Annotated in this window: 15 protein-coding genes and 3 tRNA genes; 9 read left to right on the forward strand and 9 right to left on the reverse strand. The window is 53.1% G+C overall.

What is annotated here, in order from left to right:
- Nucleotides 1–13: 13 nt before the first annotated feature.
- Both tsaE and nnr read right to left on the reverse strand, forming a co-directional pair.
- Nucleotides 14–475: a tRNA (adenosine(37)-N6)-threonylcarbamoyltransferase complex ATPase subunit type 1 TsaE gene (gene tsaE / locus IB222_RS20545; RefSeq protein WP_148362542.1), complete on the reverse strand. Its 462-nt coding sequence runs from the start codon at nucleotides 473–475 to the stop codon at nucleotides 14–16.
- Nucleotides 447–1,994, reverse strand: a complete 1,548-nt coding sequence (nnr, locus tag IB222_RS20550; RefSeq protein WP_149384856.1) for a bifunctional ADP-dependent NAD(P)H-hydrate dehydratase/NAD(P)H-hydrate epimerase — start codon at nucleotides 1,992–1,994, stop codon at nucleotides 447–449. The genes tsaE and nnr overlap by 29 nt, the downstream gene beginning before the upstream one ends.
- Between nnr and queG the strand changes: the two genes are divergently transcribed.
- Complete coding sequence (queG, locus tag IB222_RS20555) at nucleotides 1,993–3,132, forward strand: tRNA epoxyqueuosine(34) reductase QueG (RefSeq protein WP_126319459.1); 1,140 nt, start codon at nucleotides 1,993–1,995, stop codon at nucleotides 3,130–3,132. The genes nnr and queG overlap by 2 nt on opposite strands.
- A 269-nt stretch (nucleotides 3,133–3,401) precedes the next feature.
- Here the strand turns inward: queG and IB222_RS20560 are convergent.
- From IB222_RS20560 to orn, 4 genes are all read right to left on the reverse strand, one after another.
- Nucleotides 3,402–3,477 (reverse strand) — tRNA-Gly (locus tag IB222_RS20560).
- Between the two features lie 37 nt (nucleotides 3,478–3,514).
- Nucleotides 3,515–3,590: transfer RNA gene (locus tag IB222_RS20565), tRNA-Gly, on the reverse strand.
- 156 nt (nucleotides 3,591–3,746) lie between these two features.
- A tRNA-Gly gene (locus tag IB222_RS20570) sits at nucleotides 3,747–3,822 on the reverse strand.
- A 196-nt stretch (nucleotides 3,823–4,018) separates the two neighbouring features.
- Nucleotides 4,019–4,564: an oligoribonuclease gene (orn, locus tag IB222_RS20575; protein ID WP_020996267.1), complete on the reverse strand. Its 546-nt coding sequence runs from the start codon at nucleotides 4,562–4,564 to the stop codon at nucleotides 4,019–4,021.
- Nucleotides 4,565–4,669: 105 nt separating this feature from the next.
- Here orn and rsgA point away from each other — a divergent pair, with 105 nt between their 5' ends.
- From rsgA to mscM, 3 genes are all read left to right on the forward strand, one after another.
- The gene (rsgA, locus tag IB222_RS20580; protein WP_170974257.1) at nucleotides 4,670–5,722 is read left to right on the forward strand and encodes a small ribosomal subunit biogenesis GTPase RsgA; all 1,053 of its coding nucleotides are present in this window, start codon (nucleotides 4,670–4,672) and stop codon (nucleotides 5,720–5,722) included.
- 92 nt (nucleotides 5,723–5,814) lie between these two features.
- A complete protein-coding gene (gene asd, locus IB222_RS20585) occupies nucleotides 5,815–6,783 on the forward strand; it encodes an archaetidylserine decarboxylase (protein ID WP_003830511.1) in 969 nt (322 codons plus the stop codon).
- Nucleotides 6,784–6,800: 17 nt separating this feature from the next.
- Complete coding sequence (gene mscM / locus IB222_RS20590; RefSeq protein ID WP_003830513.1) at nucleotides 6,801–10,115, forward strand: miniconductance mechanosensitive channel MscM; 3,315 nt, start codon at nucleotides 6,801–6,803, stop codon at nucleotides 10,113–10,115.
- Nucleotides 10,116–10,209: 94 nt separating this feature from the next.
- On the opposite strand, the gene yjeM is transcribed toward mscM, so the two are convergent.
- Together yjeM and epmA are read right to left on the reverse strand one after the other, a co-directional pair.
- Nucleotides 10,210–11,712, reverse strand: a complete 1,503-nt coding sequence (gene yjeM / locus IB222_RS20595; protein ID WP_149384973.1) for a glutamate/gamma-aminobutyrate family transporter YjeM — start codon at nucleotides 11,710–11,712, stop codon at nucleotides 10,210–10,212.
- Nucleotides 11,713–11,926: 214 nt separating this feature from the next.
- Nucleotides 11,927–12,904: an elongation factor P--(R)-beta-lysine ligase gene (epmA, locus tag IB222_RS20600; protein WP_149384972.1), complete on the reverse strand. Its 978-nt coding sequence runs from the start codon at nucleotides 12,902–12,904 to the stop codon at nucleotides 11,927–11,929.
- 323 nt (nucleotides 12,905–13,227) lie between these two features.
- On the opposite strand from epmA, the gene frdA reads away from it, so the two are divergent.
- Genes frdA through frdD form a run of 4 tightly spaced genes read left to right on the forward strand, consistent with a single transcriptional unit; the run spans nucleotide 13,228 to nucleotide 16,518 of the window.
- A complete protein-coding gene (gene frdA, locus IB222_RS20605; protein ID WP_003830519.1) occupies nucleotides 13,228–15,018 on the forward strand; it encodes a fumarate reductase (quinol) flavoprotein subunit in 1,791 nt (596 codons plus the stop codon).
- Complete coding sequence (gene frdB / locus IB222_RS20610; RefSeq protein WP_003025540.1) at nucleotides 15,011–15,745, forward strand: fumarate reductase iron-sulfur protein; 735 nt, start codon at nucleotides 15,011–15,013, stop codon at nucleotides 15,743–15,745. The genes frdA and frdB overlap by 8 nt, the downstream gene beginning before the upstream one ends.
- A gap of 10 nt (nucleotides 15,746–15,755) precedes the next feature.
- Nucleotides 15,756–16,151 (forward strand): fumarate reductase subunit FrdC, encoded by a 396-nt coding sequence (gene frdC / locus IB222_RS20615; protein ID WP_003025537.1) that lies wholly within the window; start codon nucleotides 15,756–15,758, stop codon nucleotides 16,149–16,151.
- A 10-nt stretch (nucleotides 16,152–16,161) separates the two neighbouring features.
- Nucleotides 16,162–16,518, forward strand: coding sequence for a fumarate reductase subunit FrdD (frdD, locus tag IB222_RS20620; RefSeq protein ID WP_149384971.1), 357 nt, complete (start codon nucleotides 16,162–16,164; stop codon nucleotides 16,516–16,518).
- 41 nt (nucleotides 16,519–16,559) lie between these two features.
- Here the strand turns inward: frdD and ampR are convergent, their stop codons facing one another.
- Nucleotides 16,560–17,435 (reverse strand): LysR family transcriptional regulator AmpR, encoded by an 876-nt coding sequence (ampR, locus tag IB222_RS20625; RefSeq protein WP_003830523.1) that lies wholly within the window; start codon nucleotides 17,433–17,435, stop codon nucleotides 16,560–16,562.
- A 131-nt stretch (nucleotides 17,436–17,566) separates the two neighbouring features.
- Between ampR and IB222_RS20630 the strand changes: the two genes are divergently transcribed.
- Nucleotides 17,567–18,712 carry a class C beta-lactamase CMY-34 gene (locus tag IB222_RS20630; RefSeq protein ID WP_063859836.1) on the forward strand — a complete coding sequence of 382 codons (1,146 nt, stop codon included), beginning with the start codon at nucleotides 17,567–17,569 and terminating at the stop codon, nucleotides 18,710–18,712.
- Nucleotides 18,713–18,718: the final 6 nt, after the last annotated feature.

Consider the following 18,718-nt stretch of genomic DNA (forward strand, 5'->3'; position numbering starts at 1 on the left):
GCCACCCTTAAGGTTAATCGGCTAAACGCGCCAGCAATAAATCACCTGATGAGGAGACTGCGCTTACACGCGCCTCTCGACCTTGCGCCTGGTATTCAATGTGTATTTCGACGTCCGGGTCTGGCAGTACACCTTTACCTTGTTGCGGCCATTCCACCAGGCAGATGGCATCTTTGGCAAAATAATCGCGGATCCCCATAAATTCCAGCTCCTCTGGGTCCGCAAGTCGGTATAAATCGAAGTGATATACCATCATGTTATCGAGTGAATAGGGTTCAACCAGCGTGTAGGTGGGGCTTTTTACATTACCTTTATGACCTAATGCCTGCAGAAATCCCCGGCTGAAGGTGGTTTTACCCGCCCCCAGGTCGCCGTACAAATATATAACCGTCGCGCCGTCACAGGCTTTGGCTACCCGCAGTCCCAGGTCTAAAGTCGCCTGCTCATCAGGTAGTGGAATTACTCGATTCATCATGATAAACGTCAATCACATCAGGGTTAACAATACGCTGTAGCGTGGTAAAGAGATCTGTCGCCAGCATGCCGCGCGTACCATAACGCGCCGCCAGCACATCCGCCGCCGCTCCGTGCGCAACACATCCCGCACATGCTGCATCATACGGGGTAAGCTTCTGTCCGAGCAATGCGCCAATAATACCGGAAAGTACATCCCCCATTCCGCCGCTGGCCATCCCGGCATTGCCGGTATCAATAATACCCAACTCCGCCTGTTCAGCAGCAACAACCGTACCCGCGCCTTTCAGCACTACCACGCCTCCGTACCGTTTTACCAGACGTTGTGCACAAAGTAAGCGATCGTCTTCAATTTCTGCAATGGAACAGCCCAGCAGTCGCGCGGCTTCACCTGGATGCGGCGTGATCACGCGATTGTGACGTTTATCGGGGTTGATTGCCAGCAGGTTCAGCGCATCCGCATCCCAGAGCATCGGTTTGCGAAAATTCTCCACTTTTTGCAGCGCTTTTTTGCCCCACTCCTGCTGACCAAGCCCGGGGCCTATCACCACCACATCCGCCCATGCCAGGCTCTCTTCCAGCGTCTGCGGCGTCAGCGCATCGACCATCAGTTCCGGTCTGGCTGTCAAAATAGGCGCGATATTTTCACTGCGCGTCAACACTTTGACCAGCCCGGCACCTGCACGCAGCGCGGCTTCTCCGGCCATGCGTATTGCGCCTGCCGTTCCGTGGTCACCGCCGATAATCACCAGCCGACCGTGGGAGCCCTTGTGCGAGGTGGGTCGACGCGGCGTTAGCCAGTGTGCAAGTTGTTGAGCATCAAAACGTTGCAATGGCGCGTTCTGCCCCGCCAGCCAGTCGTCCAGTCCGAGAGCGTTAACATGCAGACGCCCGGTGACATCGCGCGCTTTGCCGGTGAGCAGGCCCGGCTTGAGTGCAATAAAGGTAATGGTATGCGCTGCGTTGATGACCGCGCCCGGCGTCGCTCCCGTCTGCGCCAGCAGGCCGGAGGGAATATCTATCGCCACAGTAGGGGCTGGGTGAGAATTGGCACGTTCAATCAATACTGACAGAGGCTCACGCGGTGCGTGTTTTAAGCCAGTGCCTGTCAGCGCGTCGATAATCACGTCCACGTTATCTGGCCAATTGATATCAACCGCGTGAATGACGCCACCCGCGTTAAGCCAGGCATCACGCGCCTGCTGCGCCTCCTCGGGGAGCGGTTTGTCACCCTCCTGTGCCAGCAACGTGACTTCAAGACCCAGCGCTTTGGCAAGTCTTGCCACTACGTAACCATCGCCGCCGTTGTTGCCATGACCACATAGCACCAGCCAGTGCCGGGCGTTCGGATAAGCCTCACGAGTGATCTGAAACGCCGCCTCTCCCGCCCGTTGCATCAGTTCGTACAACGCCAGCCCTAAACTGTCTGCCGCCTCTCGCTCCATCCGCCTGATGTCATCGGCGTGCCAGATGGAGTGTGGTATACTTGCGGGGTTTTTCTTCATTGTATGGTCCGTCATGTCAGAGCCCCTCGATCTCAATCAGTTAGCGCAAAATATTAAGCAGTGGGGGCTGGAGCTTGGCTTTCAGCAGGTCGGTATTGCCGATACCGACCTCAGCGAAGCGGAGCCCAAACTGCAGGCCTGGCTGGATAAACAATACCACGGCGAGATGGACTGGATGGCCCGTCACGGCATGATGCGCGCCCGCCCTCACGAATTATTGCCCGGTACGCTACGTGTCATCAGCGTACGTATGAACTATCTTCCTGCCAATGCGGCCTTCGCCAGCACGTTGAAGAACCCTTCGCTGGGTTACGTCAGCCGTTACGCGCTTGGCCGCGACTACCATAAGCTGCTACGTAACCGCTTAAAAAAGCTGGGGGAGATGATTCAACAGCACTGCGTTTCGCTGAATTTTAGACCTTTTGTCGATTCTGCGCCCATTCTTGAGCGTCCGTTAGCGGAAAAAGCCGGGCTTGGCTGGACAGGTAAGCACTCACTTATTCTCAATCGCGAAGCCGGTTCATTTTTCTTCCTCGGGGAATTACTGATCGATTTACCCTTACCGGTAGACCAACCAGCAGAAGAAGGATGCGGGAAATGCGTCGCCTGCATGACCATCTGTCCCACCGGGGCCATCGTTGAACCCTACACGGTGGATGCGCGCCGCTGTATCTCTTATCTCACTATCGAACTGGAAGGCGCGATCCCGGAAGAATTTCGTCCCTTGATGGGGAATCGAATTTACGGCTGCGATGATTGCCAGCTTATTTGCCCGTGGAACCGCTATTCACAGTTGACGACAGAGGATGACTTCAACCCGCGCAAGCAGCTTCATGCTCCGGAGTTAATAGAGCTGTTTAGCTGGAGCGAAGCGTGGTTTTTAAAAGTCACGGAGGGGTCTGCCATTCGTCGTATTGGCCACCTGCGCTGGCTGCGAAATATCGCCGTTGCGTTGGGTAATGCTCCCTGGAATGAAGCCATTCTTCGCGCACTGGAAAGTCGCAGAGGTGAGCACCCACTTCTCGACGAACACATAGAGTGGGCGGTTGCTCAGCAAATTGAGAAGCGAAATACCTGCGTAGTTGAGGTGCAGCTACCGCAGAAACAACGTTTGGTCAGGGTCATTGAGAAGGGTCTGCCGCGCGACGCTTAAGTCATCCACAGCTTGTGTATAAAAATAAAAACACATTGATATTCAAGAGGGAAAAAATCGTCAAGTGATCGCATTAACAATTTGAAATGATAATTAAACCAGTAATTTCAAATGGTTAAAATGATACTATTCACCCGGCGAAGTTTTTTGCATTCCAGGAATAATACCCGAACCTGTGGATAAGTCTGTTTACAAGAGTATGTCAATGACGAAACAAAACGTCCCCAACGCAATTATTCGTTGTGGATATTTTTATTGGGGTAAGAATTTGGAGCGGGAAACGAGACTCGAACTCGCGACCCCGACCTTGGCAAGGTCGTGCTCTACCAACTGAGCTATTCCCGCTTGGGTGTGTCTGTGCTTAACAAGCACTTTCAAATTTTGGAGCGGGAAACGAGACTCGAACTCGCGACCCCGACCTTGGCAAGGTCGTGCTCTACCAACTGAGCTATTCCCGCATAATCTTCGTCTTTCGAACCGCTACTGCGTTGGCTGCCTTCATTCGCCTGAGTCACTTACTTTAGTAAGCTCCTGAGGACTCATTCAGTTGCCGCCTTGTCGCAATTCGAAATCCTGCGATTGGTGGTCTGTGCTTTACAAGCATTTTCAAATTTTGGAGCGGGAAACGAGACTCGAACTCGCGACCCCGACCTTGGCAAGGTCGTGCTCTACCAACTGAGCTATTCCCGCAAATCTGTACTGTTTTTGTTGCTGTCGTAATTCGCATTTCTGCGTCGTTACGGGAGGCGCATTATACGAGAAATCCGTTTAGCTGCAACCCCCCTGAAAGCGTTTTTTTCGAAAATTCGTTCAAGTGATTAATTTACAATCAAGCTGAACAATTTAGCGTCAAAAACCCGGTGGCGCAAGCCACCGGAGAACAAAATCAAAGATTAATAAAATGTTCGCGATAGTAAGCAAGCTCAGCAACAGATTCACGAATGTCGTCCATCGCCTGATGTGTTCCCTGCTTGGTGAAGCCCGCAAGGATTTCCGGCTTCCAACGACGCGCCAGTTCTTTGAGCGTGCTGACGTCCAGATAGCGATAATGGAAATACGCCTCCAGCTCCGGCATGTATTTAAACAGGAAACGACGATCCTGCCCGATGCTGTTGCCGCAGATAGGTGATTTCCCTTCCGGAACCCACTCTTTCAAAAAAGCCAGCGTGGCCAGTTCAGCTTCACGATCGCCCATGGTGCTCGCCTTCACGCGCTCCACCAGCCCGCTACCGGTATGCGTACGTACGTTCCAGTCATCCATTAATGCCAGCTGTTCGTCGGACTGGTGCACCGCAATTGTCGGTCCTTCAGCCAGAATATTCAGGTTGGCATCCGTCACCAGCGTGGCGATCTCAATAATGCGATCGCGCTCGGGATCCAGACCTGTCATCTCCAGATCGATCCAAATCAGGTTGTTTTCATTGGCACTCATGCTATTTTCCACCCTTCAGCGTCACATTCAGTGTGACTACATTGATCTAAAATTGTGTGTATCATAAATGTTTTGCCCATCATGGGCGACCAGGAGCCAGTCCGATTGAGTAAGAATAAACTCTCCAAAGGCCAACAGCGCCGTGTGAACGCCAATCACCAGCGTCGTCTTAAAACGTCCACGGAGAAGCCCGACTACGACGACAACCTGTTTGGCGAAACCGCCGAAGGCATCGTTATCAGCCGTTTTGGCATGCATGCCGACGTAGAGTCTGCTGACGGTGAAATTCACCGTTGCAACATCCGCCGTACAATTCGCTCGCTGGTGACCGGCGATCGCGTAGTCTGGCGCCCGGGTAAAGCGGCAGCTGAAGGCGTGAATGTCAAAGGTATCGTTGAAGCGGTACACGATCGTACCTCGGTACTGACACGACCCGACTTTTACGACGGGGTAAAGCCTATTGCCGCCAACATCGACCAGATCGTTATTGTCTCAGCCATCTTACCCGAGCTGTCACTCAATATTATCGACCGGTATCTGGTAGCCTGCGAAACGCTACACGTTGAACCGATTATCGTGCTGAATAAGATCGATCTGCTGGATGATGAAGGCATGGCCTTCGTTAACGAACAGATGGATATCTATCGCAACATTGGCTATCGGGTGTTGATGGTATCAAGCCGCACAAAAGACGGCCTGAAACCGCTTGAAGAAGCATTAACCGATCGCATCAGCATTTTTGCCGGTCAATCGGGCGTAGGTAAATCCAGCCTGCTCAATAATCTCCTCGGCCTGCAGGAAGAGATCCTGACCAATGATGTCTCTGACAACTCCGGCCTTGGACAGCACACCACCACGGCCTCTCGCCTGTATCATTTCCCGCACGGCGGCGACGTTATTGACTCCCCTGGCGTGCGTGAGTTTGGACTGTGGCATCTGGAGCCGGAACAAATCACGCATGGCTTTGTCGAATTTCATGACTATCTGGGCCATTGCAAATACCGCGACTGCAAGCATGATACCGATCCAGGCTGCGCTATCCGTGAGGCTGTAGAAAAAGGGGCCATAGCCGAAACCCGGTTTGAAAATTATCACCGCATCCTGGAAAGCATGGCGCAGGTAAAAACGCGTAAAAACTTTTCTGATACAGACAACTGACAACTAAGCTAAGCATCGCTAGAATCGTCCCCCTTTTTTCAGGATCCGGCCCGTATGCCGGATCGGGAACAAATTATGGCCTGGAGGCTACCTTGTTAAACTCATTTAAGCTTTCGCTACAATACATTCTGCCGAAACTATGGCTCACTCGCCTGGCGGGTTGGGGTGCGAGCAAACGAGCGGGATGGCTGACCAAACTGGTTATCGATCTGTTCGTGAAATATTACAAGGTCGATATGAAAGAGGCGCAAAAGCCGGACACCGCCAGCTATCGCACCTTTAACGACTTCTTTGTTCGCCCGCTGCGCGACGATGCACGCCCGATTAACACCGATCCAAACGTACTGGTCATGCCCGCTGACGGCGTGATCAACCAGTTAGGTAACATCGAAGAAGACAAACTGCTGCAGGCTAAAGGGCACAGCTATACCCTTGAAGCGCTGCTGGCTGGCAACTACCAGATGGCGGATAAATTCCGCAACGGTACGTTTGTAACCACTTACTTGTCTCCACGCGATTACCACCGTGTACACATGCCGTGTAACGGTATCCTGCGTGAAATGATGTACGTGCCGGGCGATCTCTTCTCTGTAAACATCCTGACTGCGCAAAACGTACCGAACCTGTTTGCCCGCAACGAACGTGTAATCTGTCTGTTTGATACCGAATTTGGCCCGATGGTGCAGATTCTGGTCGGCGCGACCATCGTCGGCAGCATTGAAACCACATGGGCTGGCACCATTACCCCACCACGAGAAGGCGTCATCAAGCGCTGGACCTGGCCGGAAGGCGAAAGCGAAGGGTCGGTGGCGCTGTTGAAAGGTCAGGAAATGGGCCGCTTTAAGCTCGGTTCCACCGTCATCAACCTGTTCGCACCTGGCAAAGTTAACCTGGTTGAGCAATTGCAGGATCTTTCCGTGACTAAAATCGGCCAGCCAATGGCCATCTCGACCGAGACTTTCGTGACGCCAGAGGCAGAACCGGCCCCGCTGGCGAAAGAAGAGATCGAAGCAGAACACGATGCCAGCCCGCTGGTTGACGACAAAAAAGACGAAAGTTAAACATAGGAATCGCTGCTGTGCGCCTGATTATCACTTTTCTGATGGCCTGGTGCCTCAGCCTGGGGGCGTACGCTGCGACGGCCCCCGATGCCAAACAACTCACCCAGGAACTGGAGCAAGCAAAGGCGGCAAAACCCGCTCAGCCAGAAACCGTTGAGGCGCTCCAGTCCGCGCTGAATGCCCTTGAGGAGCGTAAAGGCTCTCTCGAGCGCGCCCAGCAATACCAGCAAGTTATTGATAACTTCCCCAAGCTGTCCGCAACGTTACGCGCGCAGCTTAGCAACCTGCGTGATGAACCGCGCAATGTGCCAACCGGACTCACTACCGATGCGTTAAACCAGGAGATCCTCCAGGTTAGCAGCCAACTGCTGGAAAAGAGTCGTCAGGCCCAGCAGGAGCAGGATCGCGCCCGGGAAATCGCCGACTCGTTAAGCCAGCTTCCTCAACAGCAAACCGATGCCCGCCGCCAGCTCAATGAGCTTGAGCGACGCATTGGTACCGCCAACGGCAATTCCGCACAGAATCAGGCGATGCAGGCTGAATCCGCCAAACTTAAAGCCCAGGTCGATGAACTGGAGCTGGCGCAGCTTTCTGCCAATAACCGTCAGGAACTGGCGCGTATGCGCTCCGAACTGGCGGAAAAACAGAGTCAACAACTCGACACTTACCTGCAGGCTTTGCGCAATCAACTCAACAGTCAACGTCAGCGTGAAGCTGAGCGAGCGCTGGAAAGCACCGAACTGCTGGCGGAAAACAGCGCGGGACTGCCGGAAGGCATTGTCGACCAGTTCAAGGTGAACCGCGAGCTGTCTCAGGCCTTAAACCAGCAAGCACAGCGTATGGACCTGGTCGCTTCGCAGCAGCGTCAGGCCGCCAGCCAAACGCTGCAGGTGCGTCAGGCATTGAATACGCTGCGAGAGCAGTCTCAGTGGCTTGGGGTTTCAAATATGCTGGGAGAAGCGCTGCGAGCGCAGGTATCCCGTCTGCCGGAAATGCCTAAACCTCAGCAGTTGGATACCGAAATGGCGCAGCTTCGCGTACACCGCATGCGCTATGAGGATCTCCTCAACAAACAGCCGCAGCTGCGTCAGATTCATCAGGCCGATGGACAACCGCTGACCGCTGAACAGAGCAGCATCCTCAACGCCCAGCTACGGACCCAGCGTGAGCTGCTGAACTCATTGTTACAGGGTGGCGATACGCTGATCCTTGAGCTGACCAAGCTCAAAGTTTCCAACAGCCAACTGGAAGATGCGCTAAAAGAGGTCAACGAAGCGACGCACCGCTACCTGTTCTGGACGTCAGACGTTAGCCCTATCTCCCTCTCCTGGCCTGTCGACATCGTTCAGGATCTGCGGCGTCTGATTTCATTAGATACGTTTAATCAGTTGGGCCAGGCCAGCATCATGATGCTGACCAGCAAAGAAACGCTGCTACCGCTGTTCGCGGCGTTGGTGCTGGTTGGCTTTAGCCTCTCTTCGCGCAAGCACTTCACCCGTTTCCTTGAACGCTCGTCCGCGCGGGTCGGGAAAGTTACCCAGGACCACTTCTGGCTGACAATACGCACGGTATTCTGGTCAATACTCGTCGCTTCGCCGTTGCCAGTACTGTGGGCAACGCTCGGTTACGGATTGCAGGAAGCCTGGCCTTATCCGTTGGCTGTCGCGATCGGCGATGGCGTTACCGCCACGGTGCCCATGCTGTGGGCGGTAATGATCTGCGCTACCTTTGCGCGTCCCAACGGTCTGTTTATTGCCCACTTTGGCTGGCCGCGGAACCGCGTCGCGAAAGCCATGCACTATTACCTGATGAGCATCGGGCTGATTGTCCCGTTGATCATGGCGGTGATTATGTTTGATAACCTCAATGACCGGGAATTCTCCGCCTCACTGGGGCGTCTGTGCTTTATTCTGATTTGCGGTGCGCTGGCTGTCGTAACCCTGAGCCTGAAACGCGCCGGGATACCGCTGTACCTCGATAAAGAGGGCAACAGCGATAACATGGTCAACAGCATGCTGTGGAATTTGCTGATGGGTGCGCCGCTGATTGCTATTCTCGCCGCAGCGGTGGGCTATCTCGCTACGTCACAAGCCTTGCTGGCGCGTCTGGAAACGTCCGTAGCGATTTGGTTCTTATTGCTGGTGGTGTATCACGTTATCCGCCGTTGGATGCTAATTCAGCGCCGCCGCCTGGCGTTTGACCGCGCCAAGCATCGACGCGCTGAAATGCTGGCGCAGCGCGCGCGAGGCGAAGAAGAACCACCGCATTCCACCAGCCTTGAAGGCGCGATTGACGTTGATGAAAGCGAAGTGGATTTGGATGCTATCAGCGCACAATCGCTGCGCCTGGTGCGTTCTATCCTGATGCTTATCGCCCTGCTCTCGGTCATTGTACTGTGGTCAGAAATTCATTCCGCTTTCGGCTTCCTGGAAAACATCTCGTTGTGGGATGTCACCTCCACGGTTCAGGGCGTGGAAAGCTTAGAACCGATAACGCTGGGCGCAGTGCTTATCGCGATTCTGGTGTTTATCATCACCACCCAGTTAGTACGCAACCTGCCCGCGTTGCTGGAGCTGGCACTACTGCAACATCTTGATTTAACCCCCGGTACCGGTTATGCCATCACCACCATCACCAAGTATCTGCTGATGCTGATTGGCGGTCTGGTTGGCTTCTCGATGATCGGTATTGAATGGTCCAAACTGCAATGGCTGGTGGCGGCTCTCGGTGTCGGTCTGGGCTTTGGTTTGCAGGAGATCTTCGCCAACTTTATTTCCGGCCTGATAATCCTGTTTGAAAAACCAATCCGCATTGGCGACACGGTGACGATTCGCGATCTTACCGGTAGCGTGACGAAGATTAATACCCGTGCCACCACTATCAGCGACTGGGACCGCAAAGAGATCATCGTGCCCAACAAAGCCTTTATCACCGAACAGTTTATCAACTGGTCGTTATCCGATTCCGTTACCCGTGTGGTGTTAACCATCCCGGCACCGTCGGAGGCGAACAGCGAGGAGGTTACGCAGATCCTGCTGACTGCCGCGCAGCGCTGTTCTCTGGTTATCGATAATCCGGCACCTGAAGTCTTTCTGGTTGACCTGCAGCAGGGGATTCAAATCTTCGAACTGCGTATTTATGCCGCAGAGATGGGGCATCGCATGCCGCTGCGCCATGAAATCCACCAACTGATTCTGGCAGGCTTCCGCGAGCACGGTATTGATATGCCGTTCCCTCCGTTCCAGATGCGTCTGGAGAGCCTCGGCGGTAAGCAAACAGGGAGAACATTAAGTTCTGCAGGAAGAGGTAGTCGCCCGGCAGGGAGTTTGTAACGCACAATGCAGGCAAGAAATGCCGGATGGCGACCCGTTGGGTCTAATCCGGCCTACGAAGATGCTACTTTGTAGGCCGGATTAGGCAGGTCGTTTATTCCACCGCCCACTCAGGCTCGTTGATCGTGCGACGGCTGTAGTTCTGATAAATCGCCATCGCCAGCAGTGAGAAGAAGATCGGACCGCCGGTCATCCACAGTGCGCTGTTCCAGTCCCCGGCTTCAATCACCGGCTGGATGATGGTGAACACGTTGGCAAACGTCACCACCAGCACGACAACCCCCGTTGCCAGCAGCGTCGCCGTTCGGGTTTTAAAGACCACAAATGGTCTTTCCAGACCCGGACGGGATTTAAAGAACGGAAACGCCAGCGCCAGGAACAGATACGGCAGCGTCATCGAGACGTTCGCCATCAGCGTCAGTTTGTTATAGAACGCTGAAGCCGTATCGCCACCAAATGAAACCAACAGGATAAACAGGCTCACCAGCAGGCACTGTAACCACATTGCCGTCGTCGGCATCCCTACGGCATTCAGTTTGGTCATCGGCGCGGGCCACAACGCCTTCGGCGTGCCCTGAATAATCGCTTTCAGCGGTGAGTAGCTGAGGGTGAAAAAAGCGCCGGTGTAGGCAAGGAACATGGAAAGCCCGGTAATACGTGCAAACCATACGCCCATCACCATTGCGGCATCAGGGGAAAGATGTAGCGCATTACCCAACGTCATTCCGAGGCTTTTCATCAGGATATAGGTAATATTCCCGAGGTTAACTGAGCTATTACTTAATACCTGCTGCCAGTTAGTGCTAACGCCCCATAAAAAGATGGCCAGTGAATAACCAACAGAAATGACAATAGCGGCAAAAACAATGCCTTTAGCAAAGTTCTTTTCTGGTTTTTCTGTTTTATCAACCAGTCCCCCCACAGCTTCAATTCCGCCGTAAGCAAAAATGGCAAACACAACAAATGACAACCTTGCCAGTCCGGACTGATATCCGGGATTAGGCGAGGAGATGAAATTAATATCCTGTGCAAAGTGGCCACCAGTTAATAACAAAATAGCGACACTCACTAACAACAGAACTAAATTAAGACACATTACGGCAATTCCACCTACAGCCGTAATACGCGCAATCTTATTAATACCCCGGGATGCCACGCAGGTCACCAGGATCATCCAACCGACGGCGAGCAACCCGACAACCTGCGTAGGCTCAAGCCCTGCAATACGCCAGTGCTGCGTCATGTCTGCGCCAAACAAGAAGGTTGAAAAAGGTACCCAGACTTTCGCCGCGGTGCTTACCATCCATATCACATAAGAAGAAAACCACATAAACGTGCCGATAAACGCATAACGCGGTCCAACGCTATTATTCATCCACGAATAGATTCCCCCCTCTTCTTTCCGATAGGCAGAACCCATTTCCGCCATCATTAAAGCAAATGGAATAAAGAATAATAATGCAGAAAATATATACCACGGTATTGCACTATACCCCATTAAATAGAACGCGGAGGGGCTATTAGCAAAACCGAAAACTGACGTAAATATCATGAGAATGAGACCTATCAGGCTCATCTTTTTTATTGTTTGGGTCATTAAACCATCCCTTACTCTGGCAAGCGTTTAACAAACGCCGCTCACCGGTTGGCACTGCTCTCTTTGCAGAGTTCAGCGATAAAAAAATCAACACAGAATTGATACCTAAACGATATCAAATATCCAGGTGTAAATTGTGGCTATTAGAGGGGAAATGAAAAAATATGCTACAAAGTGGCGATTAAGCCGCCACTTTGTATTGCAGAAGAGTAAGTTATGCGCGATCGACGGTAAATGCGATTACCTCGGCCAGGCTCTCTGCACCCAGCGCCAGCATCACCAGACGGTCAACGCCCAGCGCCACGCCTGAGCAATCCGGCATGCCCACTTTCAGCGCTTCCAGCAGGTTATTATCAATAGGTTGCTGCGGCAGGCCACGTGCGGCGCGTTTGCGGTTATCCTGTTCAAATCGCTGCTGCTGTTCGCGCGCGTCGGTCAATTCATGGAAACCATTCGCCAGCTCAATACCTTTGTAATAAACCTCGAAACGTTCAGCCACGCGGTGATCTTCGGTACTGATTTGCGCCAGTGATGCCTGGCTGGCCGGGAAATGATACACAAACGTCGGTTTGTCTTTACCAATATGCGGTTCAACGCCCATCGTAAACAGCAGTTGCAGTAAGGTATCCCGGTCTTCTTCGGTATCAGCGATATTGCTGAGATCCAATTTCGCCGCCGCTTCCCGCAGTTGGGTTTTATCCGCAGACAGCGGGTCAATCTCCAGATGGCGCTGAAAGGCCTGCTGGTAAGAAAGGCTTTCCGCAGGCGAACAGTCCAACACCTGCTGGAGCAAATCATCCACTTCATTCATCAGGCGATACATATCGTAATGCGGACGATACCACTCAAGCATGGTGAATTCAGGGTTGTGATGACGCCCCATCTCTTCATTACGGAAGCTGCGGCATAATTGATACACCGGGCCGCACCCTGCCACCAGCAGGCGCTTCATATGGTATTCAGGGCTGGTCATTAAATAGAGATTCATTCCCTGGGAGTGCCCAGGGCCGACGAAACGCGTTTCGAACGGGAACAGATGGATGTCCGTCACCGTTGCCTGACTCATACAAGGGGTCTCAACCTCAAGCACGCCACGATCGGCAAAAAAGCGGCGAATCTCCGCTATAATTGCTGCACGTTTCAACAGATTGGGGATGGACGCGCTCGGCTGCCAGGTTGCCGTTTCGCTCATGGTTGTTTCTCCGATTTAAGACAAGGGCACGAAGTCTACTCGTATCGCGCTAACGAGACAAATTTCGCGCACCAGTAATCAGCACTGGCAATTGGATAAAAAAAGCGACACAGGGTGGTTTAGTAATTAAATTAATCAAATTCAATGATAATTCCCCCCTCTGATACGCTAAAAAAATCGAACACGTCAAATTTCCCGCACATCCCTAAGACTATACTATTGTACCTATAAAGGAGCAGTGGAAACGCGTTCATAACCTGTTTGAAGCCGATGAAGCATCTGATTCAGGCAGGGATGAAATAACAACAATCTGGAGGAATGTCGTGCAAACCTTTCAAGCCGATCTTGCCATTATAGGCGCCGGTGGCGCGGGATTACGTGCTGCAATTGCTGCCGCACAAGCAAATCCCAACGCTAAAATCGCACTGATCTCAAAAGTGTACCCAATGCGCAGCCATACCGTTGCTGCCGAAGGCGGCTCTGCTGCTGTCGCGCAGGATCATGACAGCTTTGACTACCATTTTCACGATACGGTAGCAGGCGGAGACTGGCTGTGTGAGCAGGATGTCGTGGATTACTTTGTCCACCACTGCCCAACTGAAATGACGCAACTGGAACAATGGGGCTGCCCATGGAGCCGTCGTGAAGACGGCAGCGTCAACGTACGTCGCTTCGGCGGCATGAAAATCGAGCGTACCTGGTTTGCCGCGGATAAGACCGGCTTCCACATGCTGCATACGCTGTTCCAAACATCTTTGCAGTTCCCGCAGATTCAGCGCTTTGACGAACACTTCGTTCTGGATATCCTGGTTGACGATGGCCATGCTCGTGGTCTGGTTGCCATGAACATGATGGAAGGCACGCTGGTGCAAATCCGTGCTAACGCTGTCGTGATGGCAACGGGCGGCGCAGGTCGTGTTTACCGTTACAACACCAACGGCGGCATCGTAACCGGCGACGGTATGGGCATGGCGCTGAGCCACGGCGTTCCGCTGCGTGATATGGAATTCGTTCAGTATCACCCAACAGGTCTGCCAGGCTCCGGTATCCTGATGACTGAAGGCTGCCGTGGTGAAGGCGGTATTCTGGTTAACAAAAACGGCTACCGTTATCTGCAAGACTACGGCATGGGTCCGGAAACCCCGCTGGGCGAGCCAAAAAACAAATACATGGAACTCGGTCCGCGCGACAAAGTTTCTCAGGCGTTCTGGCACGAATGGCGCAAAGGCAACACCATTTCCACTCCGCGTGGCGATGTGGTTCACCTCGACCTGCGTCACCTCGGCGAGAAAAAACTGCTCGAACGTTTACCGTTCATCTGCGAACTGGCGAAAGCTTACGTGGGTGTCGATCCGGTTAAAGAGCCGATCCCGGTACGTCCGACCGCGCACTACACGATGGGCGGTATCGAAACCGATCAGCACTGTGAAACCCGCATTAAAGGTCTGTTCGCTGTCGGCGAATGTTCCTCTGTTGGTCTGCATGGCGCTAACCGTCTGGGCTCTAACTCCCTGGCTGAACTGGTGGTCTTCGGTCGTATGGCCGGTGAGCAGGCTGCAGAACGCGCTGCAACGGCTGGCGCTGCAAACAGTGCCGCTCTTGATGCACAGGTTGCTGGCGTTGAAAAACGTCTGAAAGATCTGGTTAACCAGGAAGGTAACGAAAACTGGTCTAAGATCCGTGACGAAATGGGCCTGTCCATGGAAGAAGGTTGCGGTATCTACCGTACGCCGGAACTCATGCAGAAAACCGTTGATAAGCTGGCGGAACTGCAGGAACGCTTCAAGCGCGTACGTATCACTGATACCTCCAGCGTCTTCAACACCGACCTGCTGTATACCATCGAACTGGGTCACGGTCTGAACGTTGCTGAATGTATGGCGCACTCCGCTCTGGCACGTAAAGAATCCCGCGGCGCGCATCAGCGTCTGGATGAAGGCTGCACCGAGCGTGACGATGTGAACTTCCTCAAACACACCCTCGCCTTCCGCGATGCTGACGGCACGACTCGCCTGGAATACAGCGACGTGAAAATCACCACTCTGCCACCGGCTAAACGTGTTTACGGTGGCGAAGCGGAAGCAGCCGATAAGAAGGAGAAGGCGAATGGCTGAGATGAAAAACCTGAAAGTTGAGGTGGTGCGCTATAACCCGGAAACCGATACCGCGCCGCACAGTGCTTTCTACGAAGTTCCTTATGATGAAACCACGTCACTGCTGGATGCGCTGGGCTACATCAAGGATAACCTGGCACCGGACCTGAGCTACCGCTGGTCCTGCCGTATGGCGATCTGCGGCTCCTGCGGCATGATGGTCAACAATGTACCGAAACTGGCGTGCAAAACCTTCCTGCGTGATTACACCAACGGCATGAAGGTTGAAGCGCTGGGCAACTTCCCGATTGAGCGCGATCTGGTCGTCGACATGACGCACTTTATCGAAAGCCTGGAAGCGATCAAACCGTACATTATCGGTAACCCGCGTACACCGGATCAGGGTCCAAACACCCAGACTCCGGCGCAGATGGCGAAGTATCATCAGTTCTCCGGTTGCATCAACTGTGGTCTGTGCTATGCCGCGTGTCCGCAGTTCGGCCTGAACCCTGAGTTCATTGGACCGGCTGCGATTACGCTGGCGCATCGTTACAACGAAGATAGCCGCGACCACGGTAAGAAGGAGCGTATGGCTCAGTTGAACAGCCCGAACGGCGTCTGGACCTGTACTTTCGTGGGCTACTGCTCCGAAGTCTGCCCGAAACACGTCGATCCGGCTGCGGCCATTCAGCAGGGTAAAGTTGAAAGTTCAAAAGACTTTCTTATCGCTACCCTGAAACCACGCTAAGGAGTGCACGATGACGACTAAACGTAAAGCCTATGTGCGGCCAATGACGTCCACCTGGTGGAAAAAGCTGCCATTTTATCGTTTTTACATGCTGCGTGAAGGCACGGCGGTTCCGGCAGTCTGGTTCAGCATTGAACTGATTATCGGCCTGTTTGCACTCAAGCATGGTGCAGAGTCCTGGATGGGCTTTGTCGCCTTTTTGCAAAACCCGGTGGTGGTAATCCTTAACATTATCGCCCTGGCAGCAGCGCTGCTGCATACCAAAACCTGGTTTGAGCTGGCGCCAAAAGCTGCCAACATCATCGTAAAAGACGAAAAAATGGGGCCAGAGCCGATCATCAAAGGTCTCTGGGCAGTTACTGTGGTTGCGACAGTAGTCATACTGTTTGTTGCCCTGTTCTGGTAAGGAGTCCGGAATGATTAATCCAAATCCAAAACGCTCTGACGAACCCGTATTCTGGGGCCTGTTTGGTGCAGGCGGTATGTGGAGCGCAATCATTGCGCCGGTAATGATCCTGCTGGTAGGCATTATGCTGCCGCTGGGCTTTGTTCCTGATGCTTTCAGCTATGAACGCGTACTGGCATTCGCTCAGAGCTTCATCGGACGTGCGTTTCTGTTCCTGATGATCGTTCTGCCGCTGTGGTGTAGTTTACACCGTATGCACCACGCGATGCATGACCTGAAAATCCACGTGCCTGCTGGCAAATGGGTATTCTACGGACTGGCAGCAATCCTGACCGTTGTAACGGCTATTGGTATTCTGACCATCTAAGTACATGCGTTAATAATCAGGCCCGCCATTGGCGGGCCTTTTTATTTGTGCAGCACTCCTGTCAACCAACGGGAAAATTCACGCATCGCGGGTGTCTCCGGACGCGATTGCAAACGCGTTATCCAGTAACTTCCCAAATCAATCTGCGTTAAAAACGGTTGAACGATTCGTTCCCTACTGAGTAAATGCGTGAACATTCTGACTGGCGCAATTGCCACACCGATCCCCGCCTGCGCGGCTTCCAGCATGGTGACGGACGAATCAAACACCACCACGTTGTGCGTCGGTGACGGAGGCGCCTCTCCGGCGGCCTGCATCCAAAGCGTCCATTCATCCCGCCGATACGATCGTAATAACGGAAATTTCAGGATGTCCGCAGGCGTTTGAATCTGCGAAGCCAATGTTGGCGAACACAGTGGAGACATCAGCGCGCTACATAAATATTGCGCGTCGGTATCGTGCCAAGCTCCCCCTCCGTAGCGAATGGTATAATCCAGCCCTTCGGCAGCGGGATCCACGCGGTTATTATGGGTAGAAATATGCAAATCAACATGCGGGTAACTGCGCTTAAAATCGCCCAGTAGAGGAAACAGACACCCAACCGCAAAGGTCCCCACCACACCAATTTTAAGTTTTTCCTGGGTGTGTTTGGTAGCAAAACGATCCAGCATCCCCGCCATACGATCGAAAGAGTCATTAAGTACAGGTAACAGACTTTCCCCTTCAGTCGTCAACATTAATCCACGAGAACCGCGCACAAAAAGCTGACAATTTAGCTGCTGCTCAAGCGCTTTTACATGCTGACTGATGGCAGAATGCGTCACGTTGAGCTCAATCGCGGCGCGGGTAAAACTGAGATGTCTGGCGGCGGCTTCAAAAGCCCGCAGCGAGTTAAGAGGGATATAGCTACGCGTCATCATCCGGCCTGTTAGAAAAACTTATATCTGCTGCTAAATTTAACCGTTTGTCAACACGGTGCAAATCAAACACACTGATTGCGTCTGACGGGCCCGGACACCTTTTTGCTTTTAATTACGGAACTGATTTCATGATGAAAAAATCGTTATGCTGCGCTCTGCTGCTGACAGCCTCTTTCTCCACATTTGCTGCCGCAAAAACAGAACAACAGATTGCCGATATCGTTAATCGCACCATCACCCCGTTGATGCAGGAGCAGGCTATTCCGGGTATGGCCGTTGCCGTTATCTACCAGGGAAAACCCTATTATTTCACCTGGGGTAAAGCCGATATCGCCAATAACCACCCAGTCACGCAGCAAACGCTGTTTGAGCTAGGATCGGTTAGTAAGACGTTTAACGGCGTGTTGGGCGGCGATGCTATCGCCCGCGGCGAAATTAAGCTCAGCGATCCGGTCACGAAATACTGGCCAGAACTGACAGGCAAACAGTGGCAGGGTATCAGCCTGCTGCACTTAGCCACCTATACGGCAGGCGGCCTACCGCTGCAGATCCCCGATGACGTTACGGATAAAGCCGCATTACTGCATTTTTATCAAAACTGGCAGCCGCAATGGACTCCGGGCGCTAAGCGACTTTACGCTAACTCCAGCATTGGTCTGTTTGGCGCGCTGGCGGTGAAACCCTCAGGAATGAGTTACGAAGAGGCAATGACCAGACGCGTCCTGCAACCATTAAAACTGGCGCATACCTGGATTACGGTTCCGCAGAACGAACAAAAAGATTATGCCTGGGGCTATCGCGAAGGGAAGCCCGTACACGTTTCTCCGGGACAACTTGACGCCGAAGCCTATGGCGTGAAATCCAGCGTTATTGATATGGCCCGCTGGGTTCAGGCCAACATGGATGCCAGCCACGTTCAGGAGAAAACGCTCCAGCAGGGCATTGCGCTTGCGCAGTCTCGCTACTGGCGTATTGGCGATATGTACCAGGGATTAGGCTGGGAGATGCTGAACTGGCCGCTGAAAGCTGATTCGATCATCAACGGCAGCGACAGCAAAGTGGCATTGGCAGCGCTTCCCGCCGTTGAGGTAAACCCGCCCGCCCCCGCAGTGAAAGCCTCATGGGTGCATAAAACGGGCTCCACTGGTGGATTTGGCAGCTACGTAGCCTTCGTTCCAGAAAAAAACCTTGGCATCGTGATGCTGGCAAACAAAAGCTATCCTAACCCTGTCCGTGTCGAGGCGGCCTGGCGCATTCTTGAAAAGCTGCAATAACTGACG

This window comes from Citrobacter sp. C13 (assembly GCF_014596815.2).
In the GTDB taxonomy this organism is placed as follows: domain Bacteria; phylum Pseudomonadota; class Gammaproteobacteria; order Enterobacterales; family Enterobacteriaceae; genus Citrobacter; species Citrobacter portucalensis.

Bases quoted from the DNA above. Each gene is read 5' to 3' on its own strand.
- tsaE (WP_148362542.1), bottom strand. From the start codon at position 475: ATGATGAATCGAGTAATTCCACTACCTGATGAGCAGGCGACTTTAGAC.
- queG (WP_126319459.1), top strand. From the start codon at position 1,993: ATGTCAGAGCCCCTCGATCTCAATCAGTTAGCGCAAAATATTAAGCAG.
- nnr (WP_149384856.1), bottom strand. From the start codon at position 1,994: ATGACGGACCATACAATGAAGAAAAACCCCGCAAGTATACCACACTCC.
- orn (WP_020996267.1), bottom strand. From the start codon at position 4,564: ATGAGTGCCAATGAAAACAACCTGATTTGGATCGATCTGGAGATGACA.
- yjeM (WP_149384973.1), bottom strand. From the start codon at position 11,712: ATGACCCAAACAATAAAAAAGATGAGCCTGATAGGTCTCATTCTCATG.
- epmA (WP_149384972.1), bottom strand. From the start codon at position 12,904: ATGAGCGAAACGGCAACCTGGCAGCCGAGCGCGTCCATCCCCAATCTG.
- frdB (WP_003025540.1), top strand. From the start codon at position 15,011: ATGGCTGAGATGAAAAACCTGAAAGTTGAGGTGGTGCGCTATAACCCG.
- frdC (WP_003025537.1), top strand. From the start codon at position 15,756: ATGACGACTAAACGTAAAGCCTATGTGCGGCCAATGACGTCCACCTGG.
- frdD (WP_149384971.1), top strand. From the start codon at position 16,162: ATGATTAATCCAAATCCAAAACGCTCTGACGAACCCGTATTCTGGGGC.
- ampR (WP_003830523.1), bottom strand. From the start codon at position 17,435: ATGACGCGTAGCTATATCCCTCTTAACTCGCTGCGGGCTTTTGAAGCC.
- IB222_RS20630 (WP_063859836.1), top strand. From the start codon at position 17,567: ATGATGAAAAAATCGTTATGCTGCGCTCTGCTGCTGACAGCCTCTTTC.